15 protein-coding genes and 1 pseudogene are annotated in these 17,519 nt (G+C 72.5%); 12 read left to right on the top strand and 4 right to left on the bottom strand.

What is annotated here, in order from left to right; all coding sequences use genetic code 11:
* Position 1: 1 nt before the first annotated feature.
* From ACZ4M3_RS00815 to ACZ4M3_RS00780, 8 genes are all read left to right on the top strand, one after another.
* Positions 2–2,053, top strand: coding sequence for a protein meaA (locus ACZ4M3_RS00815; RefSeq protein ID WP_467728903.1), 2,052 nt, complete (start codon positions 2–4; stop codon positions 2,051–2,053).
* Complete coding sequence (locus tag ACZ4M3_RS00810; protein WP_467728902.1) at positions 2,050–3,042, top strand: HpcH/HpaI aldolase/citrate lyase family protein; 993 nt, start codon at positions 2,050–2,052, stop codon at positions 3,040–3,042. The genes ACZ4M3_RS00815 and ACZ4M3_RS00810 overlap by 4 nt, the downstream gene beginning before the upstream one ends.
* Before the next feature lie 4 nt (positions 3,043–3,046).
* A complete protein-coding gene (locus tag ACZ4M3_RS00805; RefSeq protein WP_362299656.1) occupies positions 3,047–3,559 on the top strand; it encodes a MaoC family dehydratase in 513 nt (170 codons plus the stop codon).
* 5 nt (positions 3,560–3,564) lie between these two features.
* On the top strand, positions 3,565–4,770 hold the full coding sequence (locus ACZ4M3_RS00800; protein WP_136212901.1) for an acyl-CoA dehydrogenase family protein: 1,206 nt from the start codon (positions 3,565–3,567) through the stop codon (positions 4,768–4,770).
* A gap of 185 nt (positions 4,771–4,955) precedes the next feature.
* Entirely contained in the window at positions 4,956–5,612 is a 657-nt protein-coding gene (locus ACZ4M3_RS00795) for a phosphatidylserine decarboxylase (RefSeq protein ID WP_136212902.1), read from the top strand.
* Positions 5,613–5,637: 25 nt separating this feature from the next.
* The gene (gene pssA, locus ACZ4M3_RS00790) at positions 5,638–6,456 is read left to right on the top strand and encodes a CDP-diacylglycerol--serine O-phosphatidyltransferase (RefSeq protein WP_389661905.1); all 819 of its coding nucleotides are present in this window, start codon (positions 5,638–5,640) and stop codon (positions 6,454–6,456) included.
* Between the two features lie 617 nt (positions 6,457–7,073).
* Positions 7,074–8,555: an AlkA N-terminal domain-containing protein gene (locus ACZ4M3_RS00785; RefSeq protein WP_467728899.1), complete on the top strand. Its 1,482-nt coding sequence runs from the start codon at positions 7,074–7,076 to the stop codon at positions 8,553–8,555.
* 15 nt (positions 8,556–8,570) lie between these two features.
* Positions 8,571–9,080, top strand: a complete 510-nt coding sequence (locus ACZ4M3_RS00780; protein WP_467728897.1) for a methylated-DNA--[protein]-cysteine S-methyltransferase — start codon at positions 8,571–8,573, stop codon at positions 9,078–9,080.
* Between the two features lie 22 nt (positions 9,081–9,102).
* On the opposite strand, the gene ACZ4M3_RS00775 is transcribed toward ACZ4M3_RS00780, so the two are convergent.
* From ACZ4M3_RS00775 to ACZ4M3_RS00765, 3 genes and pseudogenes are all read right to left on the bottom strand, one after another.
* A complete protein-coding gene (locus tag ACZ4M3_RS00775; protein ID WP_467728895.1) occupies positions 9,103–9,531 on the bottom strand; it encodes a hypothetical protein in 429 nt (142 codons plus the stop codon).
* A 45-nt stretch (positions 9,532–9,576) separates the two neighbouring features.
* Positions 9,577–10,077 (bottom strand): NUDIX domain-containing protein, encoded by a 501-nt coding sequence (locus ACZ4M3_RS00770; RefSeq protein ID WP_467728894.1) that lies wholly within the window; start codon positions 10,075–10,077, stop codon positions 9,577–9,579.
* Between the two features lie 35 nt (positions 10,078–10,112).
* Positions 10,113–11,005, bottom strand: a pseudogene (locus ACZ4M3_RS00765) (BCCT family transporter); the annotation flags it as partial.
* Between the two features lie 229 nt (positions 11,006–11,234).
* On the opposite strand from ACZ4M3_RS00765, the gene ACZ4M3_RS00760 reads away from it, so the two are divergent.
* Entirely contained in the window at positions 11,235–12,383 is a 1,149-nt protein-coding gene (locus ACZ4M3_RS00760) for a glycerate kinase (RefSeq protein ID WP_467728893.1), read from the top strand.
* A 140-nt stretch (positions 12,384–12,523) separates the two neighbouring features.
* On the top strand, positions 12,524–13,048 hold the full coding sequence (locus ACZ4M3_RS00755; RefSeq protein WP_467728891.1) for a GNAT family N-acetyltransferase: 525 nt from the start codon (positions 12,524–12,526) through the stop codon (positions 13,046–13,048).
* Here ACZ4M3_RS00755 and ACZ4M3_RS00750 read toward each other — a convergent pair.
* Positions 13,009–13,611, bottom strand: coding sequence for a cysteine hydrolase family protein (locus tag ACZ4M3_RS00750; protein WP_467728889.1), 603 nt, complete (start codon positions 13,609–13,611; stop codon positions 13,009–13,011). The genes ACZ4M3_RS00755 and ACZ4M3_RS00750 overlap by 40 nt on opposite strands.
* Before the next feature lie 110 nt (positions 13,612–13,721).
* Here ACZ4M3_RS00750 and ACZ4M3_RS00745 point away from each other — a divergent pair, with 110 nt between their 5' ends.
* Complete coding sequence (locus tag ACZ4M3_RS00745) at positions 13,722–14,708, top strand: GlxA family transcriptional regulator (protein WP_467728888.1); 987 nt, start codon at positions 13,722–13,724, stop codon at positions 14,706–14,708.
* Positions 14,705–17,491, top strand: a complete 2,787-nt coding sequence (locus tag ACZ4M3_RS00740) for a SpoIIE family protein phosphatase (protein WP_467728887.1) — start codon at positions 14,705–14,707, stop codon at positions 17,489–17,491. Before ACZ4M3_RS00745 ends, ACZ4M3_RS00740 begins: the two co-directional genes overlap by 4 nt.
* The last annotated feature ends 28 nt before the right edge of the window (positions 17,492–17,519 follow it).

Here is a 17,519-nt window from a genome sequence, read left to right as displayed (position 1 = left end):
GATGACAGAGCGCCAGAAAGACCGTCCGTGGCTCATGCGGACGTACGCCGGCCACTCCACGGCCGAGGCGTCCAACGAGCTGTACCGCCGCAACCTCGCCAAGGGCCAGACCGGCCTGTCGGTCGCGTTCGACCTGCCGACGCAGACCGGCTACGACCCCGACCACATCCTCGCCCGCGGCGAGGTCGGCCGGGTCGGGGTCCCGGTCTCCCATCTGGGCGACATGCGGCGGCTGTTCCAGGACATCCCGCTGGAGCAGATGAACACCTCGATGACGATCAACGCCACGGCCATGTGGCTGCTGGCGCTCTATCAGGTGGCCGCCGAGGAGCAGGGCGCGGACATCTCCAAGCTCCAGGGCACCACCCAGAACGACATCGTCAAGGAGTACCTCTCGCGCGGGACGCACGTCTTCCCGCCCGGACCCTCGCTCCGCCTGACGACGGACATGATCGCGTACACGGTCAACCACATCCCGAAGTGGAACCCGATCAACATCTGCTCGTACCACCTCCAGGAGGCGGGGGCGACCCCGGTCCAGGAGATCTCGTACGCGATGTCCACCGCGATCGCCGTCCTGGACTCGGTGCGCGACTCCGGGCAGGTCCCGGAGGAACGTTTCGGTGAGGTCGTCGCCCGGATCTCCTTCTTCGTGAACGCGGGCGTCCGCTTCATCGAGGAGATGTGCAAGATGCGCGCCTTCGGCCGGATCTGGGACCAGGTCACCCACGAGCGCTACGGCATCCAGGACGCCAAGCAGCGGCGCTTCCGGTACGGCGTCCAGGTCAACTCCCTGGGCCTGACCGAGGCCCAGCCGGAGAACAACGTCCAGCGCATCGTGCTGGAGATGCTCGCGGTCACCCTCTCCAAGGACGCCCGCGCCCGCGCGGTGCAGCTGCCCGCCTGGAACGAGGCGCTGGGCCTGCCCCGGCCCTGGGACCAACAGTGGTCGCTGCGCATCCAGCAGGTCCTCGCGCACGAGAGCGACCTGCTGGAGTACGAGGACATCTTCGCCGGCTCCCACGTCATCGAGGCCAAGGTCGAGTCGCTGGTGGCCGAGTGCCTGGCGGAGATCGACCGGATCCAGGAGATGGGCGGCGCGATGGCCGCCGTCGAGTCCGGCTACCTCAAGTCCCGGCTCGTCTCCTCGCACGCCGAGCGGCGGGCCCGGATCGAGGCCGGCGAGGACAAGATCGTCGGCGTCAACTGCTTCCAGCAGACGGAGGAGAACCCGCTCACCGCCGACCTGGACGGCGCCATCATGACGGTGGACGGGGCGGTGGAGGCGCAGATCGTCGAGCGCATCGGCCGCTGGCGCGCCGAGCGCGAGGAGTCCTCGGACCGCCAGGGCAACGGCGACCCGTTCGTCTTTCCCACCACCCGGCAGGCCCTGGAGCGGCTGAAGGAGGCCGCCGCCGGGACCGAGAACCTGATGGAGGCCACCTTGGAGTGCGCCCGCGCCGGTGTCACCACCGGGGAGTGGGCGAGCGCGCTGCGCGAGGTGTTCGGCGAGTTCCGCGCCCCGACCGGGGTCTCCTCGGCCCCGGTGGCGGTCACCGCCGAGGAGGGCACCCCGATGGCCCTCGTCCGGGAGAAGGTCGCCCGGACGGCCGAGGAGCTCGGCTCCGGCCGGCTGCGGCTGCTGGTCGGCAAGCCCGGCCTGGACGGGCACTCCAACGGCGCCGAGCAGATCGCGGTCCGCGCCCGCGACGCCGGCTTCGAGGTGGTCTACCAGGGCATCCGGCTGACGCCGGAGGAGATCTCCGCGGCCGCGCTGGCCGAGGACGTGCACTGCGTGGGACTGTCCATCCTGTCCGGCTCGCACTGCGCGCTCGTCCCGGACGTGCTGGAACGCCTGCGCCTCGCGGGGGCGGGCGACATACCCGTCATCGTGGGCGGCATCATCCCGAACGCCGACGCGGTGACACTGAAGGCGGCCGGAGTCGCCGCCGTGTTCACACCCAAGGACTTCGGCATCACGGAGATCATCGGCCGTATCGTCGACGAGATCCGCAAAGCGAACAAGCTCGACCCCATGGAGGTTCCCGCATGACCACGCCCGCTTCCCCGGTGAACCGGCTGCGGCCGCGCCGCTCCTGCCTCGCGGTGCCGGGTTCGAACCCGCGTTTCCTGGAGAAGGCCCAGGGCCTGCCGGCCGACCAGGTCTTCCTCGACCTGGAGGACGCCTGCGCCCCCCTCGCCAAGGAGGGCGCGCGCCACACGATCGTGGACGCGCTGAACAACGGCGACTGGACCGGCAAGACCCGCGTGGTGCGCGTCAACGACTGGACCACGCACTGGACCTACCGTGACGTCATCACGGTCGTCGAGGGCGCCGGCCAGAACCTCGACTGCATCATGCTGCCGAAGGTGCAGGACGCCCAGCAGGTCGTGGCGCTCGACCTGCTGCTGACGCAGATCGAGAAGACCATGGGCTTCGAGGTCGGCAAGATCGGCATCGAGGCGCAGATCGAGAACGCGAAGGGCCTGGTGAACGTCGACGCGATCGCCGCCGCCTCCCCCCGGCTGGAGACCATCATCTTCGGCCCGGCCGACTTCATGGCCTCCATCAACATGAAGTCCCTGGTCGTGGGCATGCAGCCGCCCGGCTACCCGGCGGACGCCTACCACTACATCCTGATGCGGATCCTGATGGCGGCCCGTACGCACGACCTCCAGGCGATCGACGGCCCCTTCCTCCAGATCCGCGACGTGGACGCGTACCGCGAGGTCGCCGGGCGGGCCGCGGCCCTCGGCTTCGACGGCAAGTGGGTGCTGCACCCCGGTCAGGTCGACGCGGCGAACGAGGTGTTCTCCCCGTCCCAGGAGGACTACGACCACGCGGAGCTGATCCTCGACGCGTACGACTGGTGCACGTCCGAGGCCGGCGGCAAGAAGGGCTCGGCGATGCTCGGCGACGAGATGATCGACGAGGCCAGCCGCAAGATGGCCCTGGTCATCGCGGGCAAGGGCCGCGCGGCGGGCATGCAGCGGACCACCAAGTTCGAACACCCCTCGATCGAGAAGACGGCGGAGGCGTAGGGCCATGCAGTTCGGACGCACGTACGAGGAGTTCGAGGTCGGGGCGGTCTACAAGCACTGGCCCGGGAAGACGGTCACGGAGTACGACGACCACCTCTTCTGCCTGCTGACCATGAACCACCACCCGCTGCACATGGACAGCAACTACGCCGAGAACACCACCGACTTCGGCAAGAACGTGGTCGTCGGCAACTACATCTACTCGCTGCTGCTCGGCATGTCGGTCCCCGACGTCTCCGGGAAGGCCATCGCCAACCTGGAGATCGAGTCCCTGCGGCACGTGGCGCCGACCTTCCACGGCGACACCGTCTACGGCGAGACCACGGTGCTCGACAAGACGCCCTCGAAGTCGAAGAACGACCGCGGGATCGTCTACGTGGAGACCAAGGGCTACAAGCAGGACGGCACCCTGGTCTGCGTCTTCCGGCGCAAGGTGATGGTCCCGACCGAGACGTACATCAAGGAGCGCGGCGGCGAGCAGCCCGGGCGCCCGCAGCTCAAGGAACAGGGGAAGTAAGAGCCATGACCCGACTTGCCCAGACCGCCGGCCTGAACGAGGTCCAGCGCGAGATCCTCAAGACGGTCCGCGAGTTCGTCGACAAGGAGATCATTCCGGTCGCGACCGAGCTGGAGCACCGCGACGAGTACCCGCAGCAGATCGTCGACGGTCTCAAGGAACTCGGCCTGTTCGGCCTGATGATCCCCGAGGAGTACGGCGGTCTGGGTGAGTCGCTGCTCACCTACGCGCTGTGCGTCGAGGAGATAGCACGCGGCTGGATGTCCGTCTCGGGCATCATCAACACCCACTTCATCGTGGCGTACATGCTCAAGCAGCACGGTACGCAGGAGCAGAAGGACCACTTCCTCCCGCGCATGGCGCTGGGTGAGGTCCGCGGCGCCTTCTCGATGTCCGAGCCGGGCCTGGGCTCGGACGTGTCGGCCATCACGTCCAAGGCGGTGAAGGACGGTGACGAGTACGTCCTGAACGGCCAGAAGATGTGGCTCACGAACGGCGGCACGTCCACGCTGGTGGCCGTGCTCGTCCGGAGTGACGAAGGACACCCGGAGGGCACCGCCCCGCACAAGTCGATGACGACCTTCCTGGTCGAGAAGGAGCCCGGCTTCGGTGAGGTCCGTCCGGGCCTGACCATCCCGGGCAAGATCGACAAGATGGGCTACAAGGGCGTCGACACGACCGAGCTCATCATGGACGGACTGCGCATTCCGGCCAATCGCGTCCTGGGCGGACAGACGGGCCGAGGGTTTTACCAAATGATGGACGGGGTCGAGGTCGGCCGCGTCAACGTGGCGGCGCGTGGCTGCGGCGTCGCTCAGCGTGCGTTCGAGCTGGGTGTCTCCTATGCCCAGCAACGTCATACTTTCGGCAAGGCGATCGCCGAGCACCAGGCCATCCAGTTCAAGCTGGCCGAGATGGCTACCAAGGTCGAAGCCGCCCATGCGATGATGGTGAACGCAGCACGCAAAAAGGACTCCGGGGAACGAAACGACCTCGAAGCGGGTATGGCGAAGTACCTCGCCTCCGAGTACTGCAAGGAGGTGGTGGAGGACGCCTTCCGTATCCATGGCGGGTACGGGTTCTCGAAGGAGTACGAGATCGAGCGCCTCTACCGGGAAGCCCCGATGCTGCTGATCGGTGAAGGTACCGCCGAGATCCAGAAAATGATCATCGGGCGGCGCCTGCTCGAGGAGTACCGGCTCCAGGGTTGAAAGTCCCTTTTGCGGTGAATCGCAGGAAGATTTTCCGCAGCAGGGTCACTAGCAGTCACTGGCCGACGGTCATCGACTCGGCTTCTGGCTTGCCCAGTTGTTGCGTGCAACCGATAGCATTCCAGTAAAGCCGCCGTCCCGTCCCCCCGTTTGCGGCGCGGCATCACCCGCTACGAAGGTCATCCATGCCCCACAGCCAAACCTCTGCACCTCGCGTCGGCCTCCTCGGTGGACGCCTCGCGCGCGGAGCATCGCCGTGGCTCCTGCCGACCGTCGCCACCGCGGCCCTCAGCCTCACCCGGGCCCGCAAGTCCGGACGCTGGGCCGCGGCGGCCGTGCCCGCCACCGCTCTCGCGGCGGGCATGCTGTGGTTCTTCCGCGACCCGGAGCGCGAAATCGCCCAGGGCCGCGTCATCTCGCCCGCCGACGGTGTGGTGCAGAGCATCATGCCGTGGAAGGACGGGCGCACTCGCGTCGCGATCTTCATGAGCCCCCTGAACGTCCACGTCAACCGTGCGCCCCTGGCCGGCACGGTGACGTCCGTGGAGCACATCCCCGGCGGGTTCGTCCCGGCGTTCAACAAGGAGAGCGAGAACAACGAGCGCGTCGTCTGGCACTTCGACACCGAGCTCGGCGACATCGAGATGGTGCAGATCGCCGGAGCCGTCGCGCGTCGCATCGTCCCCTACCTGCCGGCCGGCACCAAGGTGGAGCAGGGCGAACGCATCGGTCTGATCCGTTTCGGCTCGCGCGTCGACATCTACCTCCCCGAGGGCGTCGAGGTCGCGGTCGAGGTCGGTCAGGCCACCACCGCGGGGGTGACCCGAATTGACCGTGACTGACCCTGAGACCCCTGCCACAGGCTGGGTGCCCGAGGCCAAGGACGAGGACGCGGACGCGGAAGACATGCCGCTCTCCCTGCGGCTGTCGATAGCGGACACCCTCACCCTCGGCAACGCGACCTGCGGATTCATGGCGGTGTACTTCACCACCACCGGGATCCTCATCCCGCACCTCACCGGCAGCGGCGAGTCCGGCATGGCCCGGCACAGCGCGGCGACCGCGGTGATACTGATGCTGCTCGCGGCGGTCTTCGACCTCTTCGACGGCATCGTGGCCCGCAAGCTGCGCAGCTCGCCGATGGGCGCGGAGCTGGACAACCTGTCGGACCTGATCAGCTTCGGCCTGGCGCCGGCGTACTTCGTGCTGGTGTACGGCATGGTCGCGGACGACGCGCACCAGAAGATGTCGGCACTGGCGGCGATCGTGGTCCTGCTCGCCGTCGTGTTGCGCCTGGCGAGATTCAGCTGCGTGACGATGAAGGACGGCATGTTCCAGGGCATGCCGAGCCCCTTCGGAGCCTTGACGGTCGTGTCCGTCGTGCTGCTGGGGCTTCCGTTCATCCCGACGCTGCTGGCGATCATCGGGGTGGCCTGGCTGATGGTGAGCCGGGTCGAGTACCCCAAGCCGCGGGGCGTTCTCGCGGTGGCGATGCTGAGCTGGATCGTCGGGGCGATGGGGCTGCTGGCGGCCTGGGCGTTCGACGCCCCGGGCGGTCAGCTGCTGCTCCAGACGGGGTGCGCGCTGCAGATCGCGCTGGCGGCGACGATCCCGCTGTTCGCGACGACCCGTCGCGCGAACACGTTCCGCCACAACCGCCGCGAGGCGCGGGCGGCCCAGCCGTAGCGCTGGCCGCTGTTCGTGCAGTCAGGGCCCCCGGCCGCTTCGGCGCCCGGGGGCCCTCGCCCATCCCGGCCCCGCCCGGACCCAGCCCCCCCCCCGGCGGACCACCCGGCCTGGCTCGAGCCCGGGGTGCCCGGACCACCCAGCCCCACCGCCAGACCACCCGGCCCGACCGGCGAACCACCCAGCCCCGCCGGCGGACCCCTCCAGCCCCGCCGGCGATTGAGGCGCGGGGCGCGGGGCGGAGCCCCGCAGAACCCGGCGCAGCCGGGCCCCCGCAGCACACCCGCAGGCACGGGCCCACCCGCGCCGACGCGGAGCCCGGGGCGCAGCTCCCACCCAGCCCCCTCGGCGGACCACCCAACCTGGCCAGTGGACCACCCAGCCCCGGCGGCGGACCCTTCCAGCCCCGCCGGCGATTGAGGCGCGGGGCGCGGGGCGGAGCCCCGCAGCACGCCCGCAGGCACGGGCCCACCCGCGCCGACGCGGAGCCCGGGGGCGCAGCTTCAACCAGCCCCGCCGGCGATTGAGGCGCACGGCGGGGCGGACACCCCCGGCGGGCTACGCTTGATGTCGGAAAACCGCCAGCCCCGCACGGGCCCGGCCGGGATGCTGGAGCCATGTACACCGACACCGACCGCTGCGTCAGGGCCGTGCAGTCGAAGGACGCCCGCTTCGACGGCTGGTTCTTCACCGCCGTCCTGACCACCCGGATCTACTGCCGGCCCAGCTGCCCCGCCGTGCCGCCCAAGGTCGAGAACATGACCTTCCTGCCCAGCGCCGCCGCCTGCCAGCAGGCCGGGTTCCGGGCCTGCAAGCGGTGCCGGCCGGACACCAGCCCCGGCTCCCCCGAGTGGAACGCCCGCGCCGACGCCGTCGCCCGCGCCGTGCGGCTCATCCAGGACGGCGTGGTCGACCGCGAGGGCGTACCGGGGCTGGCGGCCCGGCTCGGGTACTCCACCCGCCAGGTCGAGCGGCAGCTCAACGCCGAGCTCGGCGCCGGCCCCCTCGCCCTCGCCCGGGCGCAGCGCGCGCAGACCGCCCGGCTGCTGATCGAGACCTCCGCCCTCCCCATGGGCGACGTCGCCTTCGCCTCCGGGTTCTCCTCCATCCGCGCCTTCAACGACACCGTCCGCGAGGTCTTCGCGCTCTCCCCGAGCGAGCTGCGCACCCGCACCGCCGGCGCCCGCCGCGATCAGCCCCGGATCCCCGGCACGATCAGCCTGCGCCTCCCCTTCCGCGCACCCCTCCACCCCGACAACCTCTTCGGCCACCTCGCCGCGACCGCCGTGCCCGGCGTCGAGGAGTGGCGCGGTGGCGCGTACCGCCGCACGCTGCGCCTCCCGTACGGCACCGGCGTCGTCGCGCTCGCCCCGCGCCCCGACCACATCGCCTGTCAGCTCGCCCTGACCGACCTGCGCGACCTCACCATCGCGATCAGCCGCTGCCGCTGGATGCTCGACCTCGACGCCGATCCCGAGGCCGTCGACGAGCAGCTCCGCTCGGACCCGCTGCTGGCTCCGCTGGTCGACAAGGCCCCCGGGCGCCGGGTCCCCCGTACGGTCGACGCGGCCGAGTTCGCCGTCCGGGCCGTGCTCGGCCAGCAGGTGTCCACCGCGGCCGCCCGTACGCACGCGGCCCGGCTGGTCACCGCGCACGGCGAGCCCATCGCCGACCCCGACCCCGAAGGCGGGCTGACCCACCTGTTCCCGTCGCCGCAGGCGCTGGCCGCGCTGGATCCCGAGTCGCTCGCCCTTCCGCGCAGCCGCCGCGCGACCCTGACCACCCTGGTCTCGGCGCTCGCGGACGGCTCGCTCCCGCTGGGCGTGGACAGCGACTGGGAGGCGGCCCGCGCGCAGCTGGCCGCGCTGCCCGGCTTCGGCCCGTGGACCACCGAGGTCATCGCGATGCGGGCGCTCGGCGACCCGGACGCCTTCCTCCCCTCCGACCTCGGGGTCCGCCGCGCCGCCGCCGGGCTGGGGCTGCCGTCGACCCCCGCCGCGCTCACGGCGCGGGCGGCCGGCTGGCGGCCCTGGCGCGCGTACGCCGTGCAGTACTTGTGGGCCACCGACGGCCACCCCATCAACCACCTGCCCGTCTGAGGAGTACGACCAGTCATGAACAGCAGCAGCAAGCAGCACACCGTCGTCGACAGCCCCTACGGCCCGCTGACCCTCGTGGCCACGGACGGCGTCCTCAGCGGCCTCTACATGGCCGGCCAGCGCCACCGCCCGCAGGAGGAGTCCTTCGGCGAGCGGGTCCCGCCCGCCGAGGAGCCGTTCCCCGAGGTCGTACGGCAGTTGACCGCGTACTTCGCCGGGGAGCTCACCGAGTTCACCGTCCCGGTCCGGCTGGAGGGCACGGCGTTCCAGCGCAGCGTGTGGGAGCAGCTCGTGCGCATCCCCTACGGGCGGACGTGGTCCTACGGGGAACTCGCCGCGCGGCTCGGCAAGCCGGGGGCGTCGCGGGCCGTGGGCCTGGCCAACGGCAAGAACCCGGTCGGCATCATCGTCCCGTGCCACCGGGTGATCGGCGCCTCGGGTTCGATGACCGGTTACGGCGGCGGCGTCGAGCGCAAGGTCCGGCTGCTGGCCTTCGAGGCGGGCGAGCGGTCCCTGCCGGTCTGAACCCCCCTGCGCCGGCCTACGTCTAGATGACCGCGAGCGGGACCAGCAGGGCGAAGCCGGCGCCCGCCTCGACCGCGTAGGCGTACAGCGAGGGGTGCTGGACCGGCGCGGCCAGCAGCACCACGCTCCCCTGCCCGGCCGCCGCCGCCACCCATTCCTCGTCGGCCCCCAGCTTGCCCTGGTACCAGCCCTCGCAGCTGCCGGGCCCGGTCACGGCGAGGAGGTCGTCCTCGCGGCGGTAGAAGGCCTGCCAGTCGGTGGCCGGGACCGACCACGCCTCGAAGTCGGCGAACTCGGCCCAGCCGCCGTCGCGGATCGCTCCGTCGAACATCCAGACCGGCGTCCCCTCGGGGGTGACCTCGCCGCCGGCCTGCTCGTCGGTGGTGAAGTGGACCATGGGGAGGGCGTCCGGTCCCTCAGCCGTGCTCGGCCAGGCGTACATCGTGATCATGTGCTGCATTCTGTCCTGACCGGAGTAGGCCTCGGGTAACGGGTGTTACGCCTCCACGGGGCGGCGGCCGTTCTCCAGCTCGACGGTGCTCCCGCCCGACTCCAGCACCCGGTAGGCCTCTTGGACCCGGCGGGCGAGCGATCCGAGGAGGTACGCGGGCAGTTCGGCCGGCGCGACCAGCTTCCAGGAGAGCAGTTCCGCTTCCTGGAGCCTGATCGAGGCGAGCTGCCCGGCGTCGAGCACACCGCCGTCGTAGAGGTACGCGACCAGCGGGGGACGGCCCACCCCCACGCTCCAGTCCACGGCGAGCAGCCGGCCGAGCGGCTGGTCGATGCCGATCTCCTCGGCGCTCTCGCGCCGGGCGGCGGTCCGCGGCGACTCGTTCCGGTCGGACTCGATGGTGCCGCCGGGCAGGGCCCACCCCTCGCGGTAATTGGGTTCGACGAGCAGCACCCGGCCCTCGGCGTCCCGGAAGAGGGCGGCCGCGCCGGCCAGCACCCGGGGCAGGCTCGCGATGTACGTGGCGTAGTCATCCGTCGTGGTCACGCCGCCACCCTAACCGGACGTCCGAGGGGCGCGGCTCACGCCTCCGGCATACCGGGGCCGCCGTCCCCGCGGTCCCGGCCCGTGGACTGCGCGAGGCGCCGCAGCCGCACGTGGCGGGCCTGGCCCTGCTCGCTGACGGCGTCGCCGACCATCGCCGTCACGGCGTCGCGCACGCCGTGCAGCGGGCGGGCGCGCGCCGGCCCCGCGCCCGGGTCCTCAGGCCGCCCGCGACGAGGAGTACCGCGGCCACCGCGGCCACCGGCACGCCCCAGGTCACCACGAGCCAGGTGGGCGGGTGGAGCGAGCCGCGGCCGGTGAGGGAGGCGGAGTCGGCGCTGGTGACGAAGTACGTCATGACGAGGGCCATCGCCAACCAGGAGGTGAGCGTGCCGAGCGGGATCGCGTCGAGCATCGCGAACAGCGCGGCCTCCGGCCCTTCCTTGGCCTTGCCCGCGAGGTCGGAGGCCCCGGTGGAGTCGAGGCGGACGGCGGTGCCGCCCATGACGCAGAACCAGACGACGGTGGCGCCGCTGGGGACCGGCAGGACGCCGATGAGGAACTCGCGGATGGTCCGGCCGCGGGAGATGCGGGCGGTGAAGGTGCCGACGAACGGGGCCCAGGAGAGCCACCACGCCCAGTAGGAGATCGTCCACGCGCCGAGCCAGGCGCTGTCGGTGAAGGCGCCGGTCCGGGTGGCCATGGGCAGCAGGTTGTGCGGGTAGCTGCCGACGCTCGCCGGGATGACGTCGAGGACGTAGACCGTGGGGCCGAGGACGAAGACGAAGAGCACCAGGGCGGCGGCGAGCACGATGTTGACGGTGCTGAGCCACTTCACGCCCTTGTGCAGGGCGGAGAAGGCGGAGAGCACGAGAGCGGCGGCGAGCGAGACGATGATGATCAGCTCGACGCCGGTGGAGTCCTTGACGCCACGGTGCGGTCGGGGGCGTCGGCCGCCGGCTCGTCGGGGGCCCGCCCGGGTTGTCCGGACGCCTCGTCCAGGGAATCCGCGCTCATGCGGCCACACTATGCAACCTTATGTCCCCATTTGGGGGCATGGCGCGCCGGTGTGGCTCAGGCCACCCATGGGCATAGGAGGATCCTCCGGATAGGCTCATGGGGGCGCGACTGCACTGTTCGATAGCAAGGGATCAGCAAAGGTGACGGACGGAGCAGTAACTGAGGCCGCGCGCGTACTCATCGCCGCGGACAAATTCAAGGGCTCGCTCACGGCCGTACAGGTCGCGGAGCGGGTGACGGCCGGCCTTCGCAAGGCCGTACCGGGCGTGGAGATCGAGACCCTCCCCGTCGCGGACGGCGGCGACGGTACGGTCGCGGCCGCCGTGGCGGCCGGTTTCGAACGCCGTGAGGTACGGGTCACCGGGCCACTCGGCGACCAGGTCACGGCCGCTTTCGCGCTCCGCGACGGAACCGCCGTGGTCGAGATGGCGGAGGCCTCCGGGCTCCAGCTGCTCCCCCAGGGCGTCTTCGCCCCGCTGACGGCGACCACGTACGGCTCGGGCGAGCTGCTCAAGGCCGCCCTCGACGCGGGCGCGCGCTCCATCGTCTTCGGCGTGGGCGGCAGCGCCACCACCGACGGCGGCGCGGGCATGCTCGCCGCGCTCGGCGCGGTGTTCCTGGACGCGAACGGCGAACCGGTCGGCCCGGGCGGTGGCGCGCTGGCCGCCCTGGCCTCGGCGGACCTGTCCGGCATCGACCCGCGCTTCGCGGACGTGGAGTTCGTGCTGGCCAGCGACGTGGACAACCCGCTGACGGGGCCGAAGGGCGCGCCGGCGGTGTACGGCCCGCAGAAGGGCGCCTCCCCCGAGGACGTGGCGGCGCTGGACGCGGCGCTGGCGCACTTCGCGGTGGTGCTGGAGAAGGCGATCGGGACGAAGGCCGCCGAGTGCGCGCTGCTGCCGGGCGCCGGCGGCGCGGGCGGCATCGGCTACGGTGCGCTGCTGCTCGGGGCGACGTTCCGGCCCGGCATCGAGCTGATGCTGGAGGTGCTGGGCTTCGCCCCGGCGCTGGAGCGGGCCACCCTGGTCATCACCGGCGAGGGTTCGCTGGACGAGCAGACGCTGCACGGCAAGGCCCCGGCCGGGGTCGCGGCGGCGGCCCGGGCGGCGGGCAAGGAGGTCGTGGCGGTGTGCGGCCGGCTGCTGCTGGAGCCGGAGGCGCTGCGCGCGGCCGGGATCCGGCGCGCGTACCCGCTGACGGAGATCGAGCCGGACCCGGCGAAGAGCATCGCGAACGCCGGTCCCCTGCTGGAGCAGGTGGCGGCCAACATCGCGGCCGACATGCTCTGACCCGTCCGGATACGTCGCTCGCAACCGACGGGTCCGTTCGCACAGGACGAAGGGCCGGTCCCGGGCGGGGCCGGCCCTTTTCGTGTCCGGTGGCGGAAAACCGGCCGCGCCCGGGCGGCCCGCCGTGCTAGGCAGGGGGCATGGAGGAACCGAGCGCCGACCCGATCCCGACCCCCCGCCTGCTGCTGCGCCCGCTCGAAGCGGCCGGGGCCCGGCGGATCATCACCGGCAGGCCCGGCCCGGCGGCCCGCTGGGGGCCCGGCTATCCGGAACCGGGTGACCGGGCCGGGGCCGAACGGTTCCTGCGGGTACTGGCGGACCATGGCGGTCCGGGGCCGTTCGGCGCCTACGAGATCGAGCTCCGCGCCGACGGGACGACCATCGGCGGAGCCGGTTTCCACGGCCCCGCCGACGCACGCGGCCGGGTCACCGTCGGCTACGGACTGATCCCCGCCGCACGGGGCCTGGGGTACGCCGCCGAAGCCCTGCGCGGCCTGTTGGAGCACGCCCGGCGGCACGGCGCCAGCGGTGTGGACGGTGACACGGACCGGGCGAACACCGCCTCGCAGCGGGTCATGACCGCCGCCGGGATGCGGTGCGTACGCCAGGACGGCCGGCTGCGGTACTACGCGGTCAGCTGGGCCCGGGACGCGGCGAGCAGCTGAGCGGTGGCGAGGACGCGGGCGAAGCCGCCGCCGTGCAGGTTGACGGCGGTGGCGGCGGCCAGCTCGTCGGCGCTCAGCCGGACGCCGTCGGGGCCCGCGAGGTCGAAGGTGTGCGTGGCGTCGAGGGGCACGAGGACGTCGTAGCCCAGGTTCCCCGCCATCCGGGCGGTGGTCTCGACGCACATGTTGGTCTGGATCCCGGCGACGACCAGCTGGCCGATGCCCTGGGCGGTGAGCCACTCGGCGAGGTCCGGGGTGCCGTAGAAGGAGGAGTTCACCGTCTTGGTGATGTGCAGCGCGGCCGCCGCGCAGCGCTCCTCGACGAACTCCTTGAAGGCGTGACCGGGCTGGTCGGGGGCGAGGACGGAGCCGGTCCGCGAGGCGTGCTGGACGAGCACCACCGGGCGTCCGGACTCCTGCCAGGCGTCCATCAGGGCGGCGATGTTGGCCTCGGCGGCCGGGTTGTTGCGCGGCCCCCAGAAGGACGCGTCGTCGAACCCCCGCTGTACGTCGATGACCAGCAGGGCACTGTTCGGGGCGATCTCGATCTCGTTCGTCGTCATGGCTCCATGCTGTCGCCGCGCGCCCCGCCCCGACAGGGCCACCGACGTCCCCGAACGATGGGATCCCGCCAGGCTGGCAGTTCCGGTGCGGACTCTGGAAGGATCACGGCATGCAGCGCGTAGCGATCGTCATCCAGCCCGGGATCAGGGCCTTCGACCTCGCCGTCATCACCGAGGTGTGGGGCCCGGACCGCAGCCGCTCCGGCGTCCCGCCCTTCGAGCTGCGGCGCTGCGCGCCGACGCCCGACCCGGTGGCCCTGCCCGGCGGGCTCACCCTCACGCCCGACCGGGGCCTCGACTGGCTCCTCGAGGCCGATCTGGTCGTCGTACCGGCGCTGGCGGAGCCCGACGACCCGAGTCCCGGGCCCGTGCTGGCCGCCCTGCGGGAGGCGCACGCCCGGGGCGTGCCGGTGGCCGCGCTGTGCGCCGGCGCGTTCGTCCTGGCGGAGGCGGGGCTGCTGACCGGCCGCCGGGCGGTGACGCACTGGTGGCTGGCCCCGCGGCTGGCCGCCCGCTACCCCGGGATCCTGGTCGAGGAGGCCCCGCTGTACGTGGAGGACGGGGGCATCTGGACCTCCGCCGGGGTGGCTTCGGGCATCGACCTGTGCCTGCACCTCGTGCGCGGGGCCCACGGCGCGGAGGCCGCCGCGGCGGTCGCCCGCTCCATGGTGACGGGCCCCTTCCGCACCGGGGACCACGCCCAGTACCTCGACCGGCCCACCCCGGCCGCCGACCGGACGGCCGAGGCGCTGGCCGCCGTACGGGAGCGGGCGCTGCGCAGGCTGCACGAGCCGCTGGACGTGGCCACGCTGGCCGGCTGGGCCGGGATGTCACCGCGCTCCTTCGCCCGGCACTTCGCCGCCGCGACGGGAACCACCCCGCACAAGTGGCTGCTCGGCCACCGTCTCGACGCCGCCCGCAGGCTCCTGGAGCGCACCGACCATCCGGTCCCGGAAGTGGCCCGCCGGGCCGGGTTCGGGAGCGAGGTCACCTTCCGCCAGCACTTCACCGCCCACGTCGGCCAGAGCCCGCGCGCCTACCGCGCGGCGGCGGCCGCCATCCACAATCACCGCGACAGTGTTAGAAATGGCTCATGACCGGACGTTCGGGTCGCCCCAGGGGATCGCCGCCGGCGGGCTCGGGCCTGCTCGCGCGCTTCGCGCACGTCCCCGGGAGCGTCGCGGGCCAGGTGTTCCTGCTCCAGGCCGTGATCGTGCTCGTGCTGATCACCGCCGCCACCCTGGCCCTGGTGTTCCAGGCCCGGTACGACAGCACCCGCGACGCCCGCAACCGGTCCCTCGCGGCCGCAGAAGCCTTCGCCCACGCTCCCGGGCTGCCCGCAGCACTGCGCTCGCCGAACCCTACGGCCGCACTCCAGCCCCTGGCCAACGCCGCCCGCCTGGGCTCCGGCGTCGACTTCATCGCCGTGCTGAACACCGACGGGATCCGCTACACCGACGCCCGGCCCGATCTCATCGGCAAGCGCGCCACCGGCGACCTCTCGCGCGCGGTCCACGGGCAGGCCTTCACCGAGACGTTCAAGGGCGCCCCCAGCGACGCGGTGCGGGCGGTGGTCCCCGTACGGGACGCCTCGGGCGCGGTCGTCGGCCTCGTCTCCACCGGAATCGAGGTCGCCAACGTCGGCGAGGTGGTGGGCAAACAGCTGCCCCTGCTGCTCGGCTCGGCGGCCGGCGCGCTGCTGCTGGGCACCGGCGGCGCGGCCCTGGTCAGCCGCCGGCTGCGGCGCCAGACCCGGGGCCTCGGCGAAGCCGACATGACCCGGATGAACGAGCACCACGAGGCGGTCCTGCACGCCGTGCGCGAGGGCGTGCTCATCATCGGCGCCGATCACCGGCTGGTGCTGGCCAACGACGAGGCGCGGCGGCTGCTGGACCTGCCGCCGGACGCCGAGCAGCGGCACGTCACCGACCTCGGCCTGGATCCCCGTACGGCGGACCTCCTGGTGTCCGGGCGGACCGTGACGGACGAGGTCCACCTGTCGGGGGACCGCCTCCTCGCCGTCAACGTCCGGCCCACCAAGCCGTACCGGGGCATGCCCCAGGGCGTCGTCATGACGCTGCGCGACTCCACCGAGCTCGCCGCCCTCTCCGGCCGCGCCGAGGTGGCCCGGGGGCGGCTCCAGCTGCTGTACGACGCGGGGGTACGGATCGGTACCACCCTGGACGTGGTGCGCACCGCCGAGGAGCTGTCGGAGGTGGCTGTGCCGCGCTTCGCGGACTTCGTCACCGTCGAGCTGCTGGAGCCGGTGCTGCACGGGGAGGAGCCCTCGGCGGTGTCGGGGGCCTACAGCGAGATGCGGCGGGCCGCGATGACCGGGGTGCGCTCCGACCAGCCGTTGCAGTCGGTCGGCGAGATCATCCGGTTCGTGGTGCCGACGGCGCCGATGGCGGCGGCGCTGGCGGCCGGGCGGGCGGTGCTGGCGGCGGACCTGAACACCGCCTTCGGCTGGCGGGCCCAGGACGCCGAGGGCACCCGGCTGGCGCTGGAGTACGGGTTCCACTCGCTGATCTCGGTGCCGCTCCAGGCCCGCGGGGTGGTGCTGGGCATGGCGAACTTCTGGCGGGCCGACACCCCGGACGCCTTCGACGAGGAGGACCTGTCCTTCGCCGAGGAGCTGGGGGCGCGCGCCGCCGTCTCGATCGACAACGCCCGGCGCTTCACCCGCGAGCACGCCACCGCGGTGACGCTCCAGCGCAGTCTGCTGCCCCGGGTGCTGCCGGAGCTGAGCGCGGTGGACGTGGCGTTCCGGTACCTGCCCGCGCAGGCGGGGGTGGGCGGCGACTGGTTCGACGTGATCCCGCTGCCGGGCGCCCGGGTGGCGCTGGTGGTCGGTGACGTGGTCGGGCACGGGGTGCACGCCGCGGCGACGATGGGCCGGCTGCGCACCGCCGTGCACAACTTCTCGACGCTGGACCTGCCGCCGGACGAGCTGCTGGGGCACCTGGACGAGCTGATCGACCGGATCGACCGGGACGAGACCGGCTCCCCGGAAGAGGCCGCCGACATCGGCGACGATCCGGCCGGCGTCACCGGCGCGACGTGCCTGTACGCCGTCTACGATCCGGTCTCCGGCCGGTGTTCGGTGGCGAGCGCGGGCCATCCGGGGCCCGCGCTGGTCCACCCCGACGGCCGGGTGGAGTTCCCCGAGCTGCCGACGGGGCTGCCGCTGGGCGTGGGCGGGATGCCCTTCGAGACGGCCGAGCTGCGGCTGCCGGAGGGCAGCCGGCTCGCCCTGTTCACCGACGGGCTGCTGGAGGACCGCGACCGCGACTTCGACGCCGGACTGGCCCTGCTCAGGGAGGCCCTGTCGGGGACCGGGCGCAGTCCCGAGCAGGCCTGCGCGGACGTACTGGCGGCGCTGCTGTTCCCCTCGCCCAGCGATGACATCGCCCTGCTGGTCGCCGACACCCGGATCCTGGAGGCGGACCGGATCGCGGAGTGGGAGGTGCCGGACGACCCGGCCGCCGTCTCGCGGGTGCGCAACGCCGGTGCGGCGCAGCTCCAGGCCTGGGGTCTGGACGACATCGCGTTCACCGCGGAACTGATCCTCAGCGAGCTGGTCACCAACGCCATCCGGTACGGGTCCGAGCCCGTCCGGGTCCGGCTGCTGCGTGACCGCACCCTGATCTGCGAGGTGTCCGACGGCAGCAGCACCGCCCCGCACCTGCGGTACGCGGCCTCCACCGACGAGGGCGGCCGCGGCCTGTTCCTCGTCGCGCAGTACGCCGAACGGTGGGGCACCCGGTACACCGAACGGGGGAAGGTGATCTGGGCGGAGCTGCCGCTGACGGGCGGCAGCGCGGAGCCGCTGGCGGCGCTCACCCTGGATCTGGACGAACTGGAGGGGCTGGCCTGGTGACGGCGCCCGGGCCAGGTGCCGGGGCCGG

The sequence above is a fragment of the Streptomyces sp. NPDC026522 genome, from assembly GCF_055567555.1.
Note: the sequence above shows the minus strand (reverse complement) of the source record. Positions and strands in the feature narration are given on the sequence as shown.